Below are 9,887 nucleotides of genomic sequence, written 5' to 3'. Positions count from 1 at the left end.
TTCTCACCAACATCAGAAAGTATAGAGCCAAAAAAACATTTTTGTGGTTTCAGCTTATTTTAAAAAGGGGTTTCGGGTTCCTATTTTGATTGGATTTTAACGAAATATAACGATTCTGGTTGTGTAAGGTCTATTTTTTTAGGTTTAGATTTTTGGTGATTCAACTTCTCTCTCTTTGCATGCCTTGTATTGTTCATCATCTACTCACTTTGTTCTTCGTAATTCCGAACGTGCCTGTTATCTTCGTTTGATTAATAACTGTTACTTATCATTATTACTATACTACTTTTTTTGGCGTTAGGCGTTAGGTGATTCACTAGTAAGGTAACTTCTCTCCCTTCGGTCGCCAAGTATTGTTCATCATCTACTCTGGCGGAGCCAGTCGTAGTCCTTCAATTCTTAGTGCTTCAGCACTTAGAGTTTGATGAGATCGAAACGAAGTGGAGTGATGAACAACAAATAACCCACTCTTTGGGGGAGAGTGGGAAAAGGAGTTAAAAAATGAAAAAGTGTTTTGTTAGGGTTGTTTGGTATGAATATATAATAACCCGAAATTGTGACTTTTTTATGTTGAAAAATTGGCTTCTTTATTACAATTATTTGGTAAAAATCTGAACTTCTTTTCGTTTTTTTAAAGTTATCAGCTAGTTAGTTGTTCTTAATAATGCTTGCGTGGTGCAGCGGAAGGAACCGCCAAAGGTCATTGAGACTTCATAGTCTAATGTTTCGACCTTCATTCCATATTTTTCTAATTCTGCTATCAATTTTGTAAATGATTGGTCAGTGATATAGACAGATTCATTCAGTGGCAGGCCATTTGTCATCAATAAAGAAGCTTCTTTTAACGAAACATTGATTTTGTCCCAGTTTTTTAATTCTCGAGGCACACCATCCAAAAATGCTTCCTCGCAGTATATCATCAAACCATCTTTTACCATACTCAGTGCACAGTCCAAATGCAAGATATCTGGATGCAAACGTACAGGTACGACATTGTAATCCCAATGCTCTAAAAGTGATTTCAACCAGCTGATGCCGTTTAAATTACTCGCTAAACCTGAATACCCAACAAATATTGTTTTACCATACACTAAAACATCGCCACCTTCTAGAAACGGCCCTGCTTCACTTGCTGATCCTTGTGAAATATCTGGCTGTGGTGTTGCTACATAAATCGCTTCTGGATGTTTAGATTCCTCAATTAAAATAGCTCGAATTGGTAAGACTTCCAAACGTCGATGAGGAAATCTCAAATTCCCCTCAATGACGAAATGACCGATTGTGAAAAATGGATCTCTTGAAAAGAAATTGGCATAGCCGCGTCCGCTCTGTTTCCCTGATTCTTTTTCAAATTCTGTTAGCATCCGTGGCCGGATAACTTCTACACCATATGAAGTTAATAATTGAGCCATCTGCACTTTTTCATTTTCCCATTTTGTTTGCATATCCGGGTAAAGATCAGCTACATCGCCAACTTTATGATCAAAAAGATCGAGGTTCTTTTCAGATAAAAAACTTGTATCTAATTCATTTTCCTCTTCTGGCAGATAAAATTGTGATTGGGCTAAAACCACTCTTTTTAACGGAGCAAATTCACTTTCTACAAAATTGGTCTTCATTAATTGGCACTCCCTCTAGCATTACTTTTTCATCATTATAGCAAGATTCTGCTGTTTTTTATAGGCAAGACTCTTTCCTTTAATATCTAAATTATCTCTTAGTTGATCAATTAAAAAAACCAGTTCCCCAGGTCGTATCTGTCCGACCATCGTCTGGTCCTACCGCGACATAACGGCGCGCACCACCATGACTGATATAGCTGATCCAAACATAGCCATTACTATGAATATAGTGATCATAGTTGATTGCCATACCAGATAAATAATAATCGAGTGCTGGACTAGTATGATCGTCTGGATCAGTATCCCGACTGACCGCTAGTTTTCGATCTGGATGGAATGTTCCCGTCATGGAAATCAAATTTGATGACTGCTTTTGTGATTCGGGTTGAGGGATGGGCTTGTTTGGCTGCGGTTTCGGCTGATTACTTTCACTTTTTTTATAGCGGTAAATCGTTATCACAGGGCATCCATTTACTCTCCAAATCGTATCATGATCATTGATCGTAATGCTATTATAGCCGTAATTACAATGGATGATTCGATCTTGATCATCTACGAAAATTCCCGTATGACCAGCCGCTCCTCCTGATGCTCCACGATTTCCCCAGATAAAAATATCTCCTTTTTTAGCCGGATAATTTCCAGTTTCATCTGCTTGTATCTGAGTCCAGTCTGCATTTTCTAAATGTAAGAACAGAGTATCTGTATTGCCCATCATCCCACTAGTAAGAAAACCTCCATTAATCAAAGCGAAATAGACTGCACTCGAGCAATCATAGCTGTTAGGTCCTAGCCGAGCATTCATCGAATAGGTAACTTTTTCTTTTCGGTCTGTCATCCATTGAATCATTTTTTCTACATTTTTCATTTTTTAGCTCCTTTAATTTGTTTTTATCAAAGAATCGTCTTGGCTATGTCTTGCACTGTTTTGACGATTTCTTCATCCTCCATCCACTTATCTGATTGAATCCATTTATGGATCAGCTTCATTTTATTTGGTGTTTCTGGATTTTTACTAACCACTTGTTCCAATTCAGATAACTCATAAACAATCGTATTCAAAATATTCATGTCCAATTTATTTTGTATTTGAAGAATATACGTTAGCGGTAGATTCCATCGTTGACTAGTCGCTAATTTAGCTTTGCCACCAACTAGATCTGACCAATTTAGTTCTTTTTTTATTCTTATTTCATCAATTACTTCCCAAAAATCGGTGATGGTTTTTATTGTCCGCACTGTTTTCACTCCTTTGTTTTGATTTTTATTTATACTTCGATCTTACTCTACATTTGTGCTTATTAACTGTTGATTTACTGTTGAAAGTCTCCCTAAAAAGGCTGATTTTAAGTCTGAGAAACACAAAATGTTTCACATGAAACAAAAAAAGACTTGGTATCAAGCCTTTTCGATGTTCGTTTATTGATAAATAGGTGTATCAGAAATATTGTTCAACAAGCAGATGAATACAGAATATTCTTCCAATTATCTAAAAAATAAAAGATTAAAAATCATTTTTAGGATCGGTACAATCTTCAGTCTTCTATTTTATTTCACCTGGAACTTACATCCCCAGTTCTTAAAATTCATATTTTAATAATTCAATCAGCTTTTTTGTTGTCTTTTCTAGATAATCATGTTCTCTCTTTTTTGTAATAATACCGTATATCATTTCTAGCTCACTATCCTCATACTCTAATATTTCAATGTCACCTGTTTTCTCAGTCATATTTGATTTCGTTAATATACCAACATAATTAGCTGGTAAGATATCTGGAATTAACATCGGATTTGAGCAGACATACTGTTTTTTTAACCTATGTAATAATTTATTTTTTTCTAACACCTTCATAAATTTCCGATTACTGATACACGTTTTATCTCCCATGACTAATGGATACTCAAGAATATCTGTTAATGTCAACGTGTCTTTGTTTAACAGTGCATGATCTGCATAGACGACAAATAAAATCCTTTCCTCTGCAAATTTCTTAAACTCCAAATGATAAGCCGACTCAACATCTTCTCCACAAAAAGCCATGTCTACTTTATTGCTTTGAACAAGTTCATACATTCGCTTCGTATTCCCCATATCAAACTCAGCAATCATTTTTGGTCTGTATACCTCCAACCATTCTATGATTTTAGGAATGATTTTTTTAGCCAAAGATTCTGTGATTCCTATTCGAATTTCCCCTATCTGTTCATTCGCTATTTCATCAGAAATAATTAATACACTCTTCCAGTGATCCAACAAGTCATCCACTTCTCTATAAAAAAAGTTCTCCTTGCTTTGTCAAAGATGAAAACCACCCTCTAACAAAGAGTTCAAACCCAACATATTCCTCTATCTTTTTTATATGTTTTGTAATGTTGGGTTGTGAGTAACCTAAAAAATCTGCTGCCGCTGAAAAGCCTTGTTGTTCAACAACCGTTTTGAAAGTTACCAATTCTTTTATATCAATCATGTCCACCTCCATCACTTTTTAGCATAATTATACACCCAAAAATGAATTATCTATAACCCTTCAACACCGATATACTAAAAGAATAGAACAGCAAGGAGGAATTACAATGGCTTTTATAAAAGTTTTTCATGAATTTGATTTTGATGTGCTCACAGTCCAAAAAGTAAACGAAAGTATTCATACGGCGTTGGTAGAATCTTTTGATGTTCCAGAAAATGATTCTTTTCAAATTTGGGTTCCTTTAACTAAGAATACTAGCTTCGTTGATGAAAAGTACCCACTGAATAAAAATAGCAGAACGAATCAGTTCATTTATTTGGAAATATTTTGTTTTCCAGGTAGAACAAGCGAGCAAAAAAAAGTTTCTTATCAAAAAATTGCAGATCGTATAGACGAACAAACGACGATAAAAAAAGAAAATGTATTCATTCTTTTTAATGAAGTTTCTGTAGAAAATTGGTCTTTTGGTGAAGGAATTGCCTATGAGAAAAAAAGTGAGTGACTGTAGTTTCTATTTCATTTAAAGTCGCTTACCATTTATTTAACAGGCCAACGAACCTATATTTTTTTACGTTATAGCTTTTACTAGGCTTAAATAATGGAAAAACTACATTCTCCAAGAAAAATTGAGACTCGGTATTCGAGATCAAAATTTCAAAGAAAATGTAGTTTTTTGTAATTCTGTATTAACAAATGAGAATCAATATCTATATAAATCTTTGGTACATAAACATTCTAAGGCTTAACCTTTGCTATCTTCCCTTGCTCAATATACACCATCAAAATCGACACATCTGCTGGATTCACTCCACTGATCCGACTTGCTTGGGCAATGGTTTCTGGCTGGATTTTTTGCAATTTTTGTTTCGCTTCTGTTGCTAATCCGTTGATTGCTTCATAATCGATATTTTCTGGAATTCGTTTGGCTTCCATGCGTTTTAGTTTATCGACTTTTTCCAAAGCTTTTTTGATGTAGCCTTCATATTTAATTTGAATTTCTACTTGTTCGATGACTTTATCATCCAATTGCGTATCTGCTGCTGGGATAAATTGAGTGACTTCATGATAGGTCAATTCTGGGCGTTTTAAGAAGTCGCTAGCTAAGACCCCATCTTTCAACGGAACAGAGCCTTTCTCTTCTAAAAACGCTTGTACGTCCGTTGTAGGCTTCACTCTGACTGAACTTAAACGGGCAATTTCTGCTTCGACTGCTTTTTTCTTTTCAAGATAAGCTGTATATTGGTCTTCTTTGACTAAACCAATTTCATGCCCTTTTTCAGTTAAACGTAGATCCGCATTATCATGACGTAAAATCAAGCGGTATTCAGCTCTTGATGTTAGTAAACGATACGGTTCATTCGTTCCTTTAGTAACTAAGTCATCGATCATCACACCGATGTAGCCATCACTACGTTTCATTACGAACGGTTCTTTCTCTTGCACTTTAAGTGCGGCATTGATTCCTGCAATCAGACCTTGGCCTGCTGCTTCTTCATAGCCGCTAGTCCCGTTAGTTTGGCCTGCTGTAAATAAGCCGTCGATCACTTTTGTTTCTAAGGTTGGGCGTAATTGATGCGGTACGACGACATCGTACTCAATCGCGTAACCTGTGCGCATCATTTCAGCTTTTTCTAAACCAGCAATTGAATGTAGGATATCTGTTTGGACATCTTCTGGTAATGAAGTAGATAGTCCTTGAACGTATACTTCTTCTGTGTTCAATCCTTCTGGCTCTAAGAATAATTGATGACGAGGTTTGTCAGAGAAACGAACGATTTTATCTTCGATCGATGGGCAATAACGAGCACCTACTCCTTCAACGATTCCTGTAAACATCGGTGCACGATGCAAATTGCCTTGAATGATTTCATGGGTTCCTTCATTTGTATAAGTCAACCAACAAGAGCGTTGATCTAAATTATAAGCACTATCCGGCGTACTGAAACTAAAGTGATTTGGTTGTTCATCACCAGGTTGTTCTTCTGTGACAGAATAATCGATCGTGCTAGACTTCACGCGAGGCGGTGTTCCTGTTTTGAAACGGTCCATTTCAAGGCCTAATTCTTTCAAGTGATCGGCTAAACCAATGGACGGCAATGAATTATTGGGACCTGAAGAATATTTTAATTCACCAATGATGATTTCTCCACGAAGTGCTGTTCCAGCTGTAATAATCACGGCTTTACTTTGGTATTGTGCACCTGTTGTTGTGACGACACCTTTACAAATACCATCTTCTACGATCAAGCGTTCCACGATTCCTTGACGTAAAGCTAAGTTATCGGTACGTTCGATTGTGTGCTTCATTTCAGTAGCATACGCGTGTTTGTCCGCTTGGGCGCGCAAGGCGCGAACGGCCGGACCTTTTCCTGTGTTTAGCATCCGCATTTGGATGTATGTTTTGTCTATATTATGACCCATTTCGCCGCCTAGTGCATCGATTTCTCGCACCACGACGCCTTTAGCTGGACCGCCCACAGATGGGTTACATGGCATAAAGGCCACCATATCTAAATTGATTGTTAGAAGCAGTGTTTTACTGCCCATACGAGCGGATGCTAAGGCTGCTTCTGAACCTGCGTGACCTGCTCCGACTACGATTACATCATAAGATTCTGCTTTAAATTGATTCATCGACTCTTCCTCTCTATTTTCCTAAACAAAATTGACTGAATAATTGGGTGATCAGTTCGTCTTGAACACTATCCCCGACGATTTCACCTAAAAAGTCCCAGCAGCGTGTCATGTCCATTTGAACGAGATCAACTGGCATTCCAGCTTCGATTCCGCGAATCACTTCATCCAGCGCTATTGCTGCCTGATCTAGTAAGGCGATGTGGCGGGTATTGGATACATATGTGGCATCTTTTTCCCCAGTTTGACCACCGAAAAATAAGTCTGCGATTTTTAGTTCTAATTGTTCCATCCCTGTATTGGATAAAACCGATACGGGTAATATTTCTTCATCATTAACGAGCTGTTTTAATGCTTCTCGATCTAATTGAGAAGGTAAATCCATTTTATTTAGTAGAATCACGCGTTTTAATCCGTCTGTCGCTACTAATAATTGGCGATCTTCTTCTGTCAGTGGCTCATTTTGATTCAAAACGAGCAAAATTAAATCGGATTCCGCTAATGCTTTACGGCTACGTTCTACACCGATTCTTTCTACGATATCTTCTGTTTCTCTGATACCAGCTGTATCGATCAATTTCAAAGGCACACCGCGGACATTGACGTATTCTTCAATAACATCACGTGTCGTTCCGGCAATATCTGTTACGATGGCCTTTTCTTCACGTAGTAAATGATTCAGTAGACTGGATTTTCCAACGTTTGGACGACCGATAATTGCTGTGCTTAAGCCTTCACGTAAAATTTTTCCTTGTTTAGCGGTCGTCAATAATCCTTCGATCTGGGCTTTGACAAATCCAGCTTTTTCAAGTAATAATTTCGTCGTTAATTCCTCTACATCATCGTATTCTGGGTAATCGATATTAACTTCGACCTGCGCCAAAGTTTCTAAGATTTCTTGTCTTAATGAGCGGATCAAAGAAGATAAATTCCCATCTAATTGATCTAACGCAACATGCATCGCTCGATCCGTTTTCGCCCGAATCAAGTCCATCACAGCTTCTGCTTGAGATAGATCCATGCGACCATTTAAAAAAGCTCTTTTCGTAAATTCACCAGGCTCAGCCAAACGTGCGCCTTCTCTTAATAATAGCTGCAATAACTGATTAACAACGACGATTCCGCCATGACAGTTGATTTCAACGACATCTTCTCTGGTAAAAGTTTTCGGTGCCCGCATCACAGAAACCATCACTTCATCTAGCAAGCTGTCATCTTTAGGATCAAGGATATGACCATAGTGAATTGTATGGGACGGCACATCTAACAGTTGTTTACTACCGGAACGGTACACTTTATCTGCAATCGCAACTGCTTCATCGCCACTTAGGCGAACAATGCTGATTGCGCCTTCGCCAGGAGGCGTTGAAATTGCGGCAATTGTATCAAATTCTAAGGTTATTTGTTGCATGTTTGACTGACTTCCTTTCGCTAATGGATTAAGCTGTTTTTCGCGTAATAATTATTACGTTAAACAACTTCTATCTTTTTTAACATATGTATAAATGGATTTTTGGCTACAAAAAAAGCGCCCACTCCACCCCTATTTTTTCAGGTTGGATCTAGCACTTTCACTGCATCAATTCCTATTAATTTCTTGACATAGAATAGCATATTTTTATATTTTTCGCAAGATTGTTTATTTACTAAAAGCATTCGTTAACTTTGCATTTCTTCTGCTTTATCTTTAAAATAAATTTATATAAAGCAAGGAGGTTCCTATGATGAAACGAACAAAAAAAGATAAATTCGATGAACAAGAATTAGAAAATCGTTTAAGTGGAATCACATTATCTACAGGAAATGTTAGTAAAAAGTATATCGTTCGGGATATTGTTTTTGCAACAGATCGAATTGAGACAGATCTATTTTCACCTGATGTCAATCCAAATGAAGTCTTCAGTGGTGTGTATCGACAACTAAAAATGATCGCCTTTGAATATGAAGCAGATGCTGTGATCAACTGTCATTTTGAAGAAAAATATGTGGAATATCAAGGAAAATGGGTCGTGGAGATCTTTGCTTATGGAACAGTGGTTCAGTTTACGCAAACAAATATTGGCTAAATAGGATTAACGAGGTTGGGACAGAGTTGCTTTTGCTCCCACCGTTTATCTGGATTTTACGTGGCTAGAATGTGACTCGCAGAGTTATGTCCTAGCCACGTTATTTTTGGTAAAATAAAAAACCTGATTCTAAAAGAACCAGGCTGGAAGAAGCACGAATGCTCCAACTACTTTATCATCGTATTTTGTACGTTGATAAGAATGATTTCGTTTAAAATATACTTTGTTTAACGGCATTTGTCAATCCATTTTTTAATAGAATTGACTTGATCTAAACAATAAATGTCCCTTTAAAAAAATACTTTTTAAAGGGACATTTAAGTCTTTATTAATATTTTTTCACTGGCTCAACAACTAGATAGCGGTAAGGTTCATCGCCTTCTGAATGTGTTTTGATGTGATCGTCTTTACTCAAAGTAAAGTGAATTTGTTTTCTTTCAAATGCAGGCATTGGTTCTAGAAAAACTGGACGACCAGTTTGCTTAACTTTTTCTGCTGTTCTTTCTGCTAAACGTTGTAAGATTGCTTGACGTTTTTCACGATAATCACCAACATTTACCACAACAGATAATTTGTTTTCTGCAACGCGATGAACAAATACTTGAGCTAAATATTGCATAGCATTTAAAACTTTGCCATGTTTCCCGATTAAGATTCCTTGTTTCTCGGTATCTAGATGGAAAATCAACAAGCCATCTTTGCGTTCCAAACGGACTAGAGCTGGCGCGTTCAATTCTTTTGAAATTGTTGTCAAATACAACGCCAATTCAGTGATTGCTTCTTCATCTGCAAGGTTTTCCAAGACTTTTGGTTCAGAAGAATCCGACTTAGTAGCTAGCAATTCTTCAACGGCTGTCTCTACTTTGACTTCCTCATCTGTCACAATGACATCTTCGACTGTCTCTGTAACTGCTTCTGCGATTTGTTCGCTGACAGTAGGTTCGATCGATACTTGAGCTAGCTTTTTACCAAAACCCAAGAAACCTTTTTTAGCGTCTGCAATTACATTGATCTCTACTTCTTCTTTTGACAAATTCAGTGCGTCCAACCCTTTAGTTGTTGCTTCTTCAATTGTGTTTCCCTCATAAACCGGCATC

The 9,887-nt window shown here is 37.2% G+C and carries 10 protein-coding genes; 2 read left to right on the top strand and 8 right to left on the bottom strand.

Going from position 1 to position 9,887, the window contains the following annotated elements:
• Positions 1 to 644: 644 nt before the first annotated feature.
• The 5 genes from RV15_RS11285 to RV15_RS18875 all read right to left on the bottom strand — a co-directional run bounded on the left by RV15_RS11285 (position 645) and on the right by RV15_RS18875 (position 4,090).
• On the bottom strand, positions 645 to 1,619 hold the full coding sequence (locus RV15_RS11285; RefSeq protein ID WP_071878144.1) for a dimethylarginine dimethylaminohydrolase family protein: 975 nt from the start codon (positions 1,617 to 1,619) through the stop codon (positions 645 to 647).
• 106 nt (positions 1,620 to 1,725) lie between these two features.
• On the bottom strand, positions 1,726 to 2,490 hold the full coding sequence (locus RV15_RS11280) for a peptidoglycan amidohydrolase family protein (RefSeq protein WP_071878143.1): 765 nt from the start codon (positions 2,488 to 2,490) through the stop codon (positions 1,726 to 1,728).
• Between the two features lie 26 nt (positions 2,491 to 2,516).
• Positions 2,517 to 2,861: a hypothetical protein gene (locus RV15_RS11275; RefSeq protein WP_071878142.1), complete on the bottom strand. Its 345-nt coding sequence runs from the start codon at positions 2,859 to 2,861 to the stop codon at positions 2,517 to 2,519.
• A 340-nt stretch (positions 2,862 to 3,201) separates the two neighbouring features.
• On the bottom strand, positions 3,202 to 3,876 hold the full coding sequence (locus RV15_RS11270) for a LysR family transcriptional regulator substrate-binding protein (RefSeq protein ID WP_217265821.1): 675 nt from the start codon (positions 3,874 to 3,876) through the stop codon (positions 3,202 to 3,204).
• 16 nt (positions 3,877 to 3,892) lie between these two features.
• Entirely contained in the window at positions 3,893 to 4,090 is a 198-nt protein-coding gene (locus RV15_RS18875; RefSeq protein WP_217265820.1) for a helix-turn-helix domain-containing protein, read from the bottom strand.
• Between the two features lie 106 nt (positions 4,091 to 4,196).
• Here RV15_RS18875 and RV15_RS11265 point away from each other — a divergent pair, with 106 nt between their 5' ends.
• On the top strand, positions 4,197 to 4,592 hold the full coding sequence (locus RV15_RS11265) for a tautomerase family protein (protein ID WP_071878141.1): 396 nt from the start codon (positions 4,197 to 4,199) through the stop codon (positions 4,590 to 4,592).
• Positions 4,593 to 4,825: 233 nt separating this feature from the next.
• Here the strand turns inward: RV15_RS11265 and mnmG are convergent, their stop codons facing one another.
• Together mnmG and mnmE are read right to left on the bottom strand one after the other, a co-directional pair.
• Complete coding sequence (gene mnmG, locus RV15_RS11260; RefSeq protein ID WP_071878140.1) at positions 4,826 to 6,724, bottom strand: tRNA uridine-5-carboxymethylaminomethyl(34) synthesis enzyme MnmG; 1,899 nt, start codon at positions 6,722 to 6,724, stop codon at positions 4,826 to 4,828.
• A gap of 13 nt (positions 6,725 to 6,737) precedes the next feature.
• Entirely contained in the window at positions 6,738 to 8,135 is a 1,398-nt protein-coding gene (gene mnmE, locus RV15_RS11255; protein WP_071878139.1) for a tRNA uridine-5-carboxymethylaminomethyl(34) synthesis GTPase MnmE, read from the bottom strand.
• Positions 8,136 to 8,448: 313 nt separating this feature from the next.
• Here mnmE and RV15_RS11250 point away from each other — a divergent pair, with 313 nt between their 5' ends.
• Positions 8,449 to 8,790: a hypothetical protein gene (locus RV15_RS11250; protein WP_071878138.1), complete on the top strand. Its 342-nt coding sequence runs from the start codon at positions 8,449 to 8,451 to the stop codon at positions 8,788 to 8,790.
• Between the two features lie 328 nt (positions 8,791 to 9,118).
• Here RV15_RS11250 and jag read toward each other — a convergent pair whose 3' ends face one another.
• Positions 9,119 to 9,886, bottom strand: a complete 768-nt coding sequence (gene jag, locus RV15_RS11245; protein ID WP_071878137.1) for an RNA-binding cell elongation regulator Jag/EloR — start codon at positions 9,884 to 9,886, stop codon at positions 9,119 to 9,121.
• Position 9,887 lies beyond the last annotated feature (1 nt).

This window comes from Enterococcus silesiacus (assembly GCF_001886225.1).
GTDB classification, from domain to species: domain Bacteria; phylum Bacillota; class Bacilli; order Lactobacillales; family Enterococcaceae; genus Enterococcus_L; species Enterococcus_L silesiacus.
This window is presented reverse-complemented; position numbering and strand designations above follow the sequence as displayed.

Excerpts from the sequence above, each read along its gene's own strand:
- RV15_RS11285 (WP_071878144.1), bottom strand. The coding sequence starts at position 1,619 with ATGAAGACCAATTTTGTAGAAAGTGAATTTGCTCCGTTAAAAAGAGTG.
- RV15_RS11265 (WP_071878141.1), top strand. The coding sequence starts at position 4,197 with ATGGCTTTTATAAAAGTTTTTCATGAATTTGATTTTGATGTGCTCACA.
- jag (WP_071878137.1), bottom strand. The coding sequence starts at position 9,886 with ATGCCGGTTTATGAGGGAAACACAATTGAAGAAGCAACAACTAAAGGG.
- RV15_RS11250 (WP_071878138.1), top strand. The coding sequence starts at position 8,449 with ATGAAACGAACAAAAAAAGATAAATTCGATGAACAAGAATTAGAAAAT.
- RV15_RS18875 (WP_217265820.1), bottom strand. The coding sequence starts at position 4,090 with ATGATTGATATAAAAGAATTGGTAACTTTCAAAACGGTTGTTGAACAA.
- mnmE (WP_071878139.1), bottom strand. The coding sequence starts at position 8,135 with ATGCAACAAATAACCTTAGAATTTGATACAATTGCCGCAATTTCAACG.
- mnmG (WP_071878140.1), bottom strand. The coding sequence starts at position 6,724 with ATGAATCAATTTAAAGCAGAATCTTATGATGTAATCGTAGTCGGAGCA.
- RV15_RS11280 (WP_071878143.1), bottom strand. The coding sequence starts at position 2,490 with ATGAAAAATGTAGAAAAAATGATTCAATGGATGACAGACCGAAAAGAA.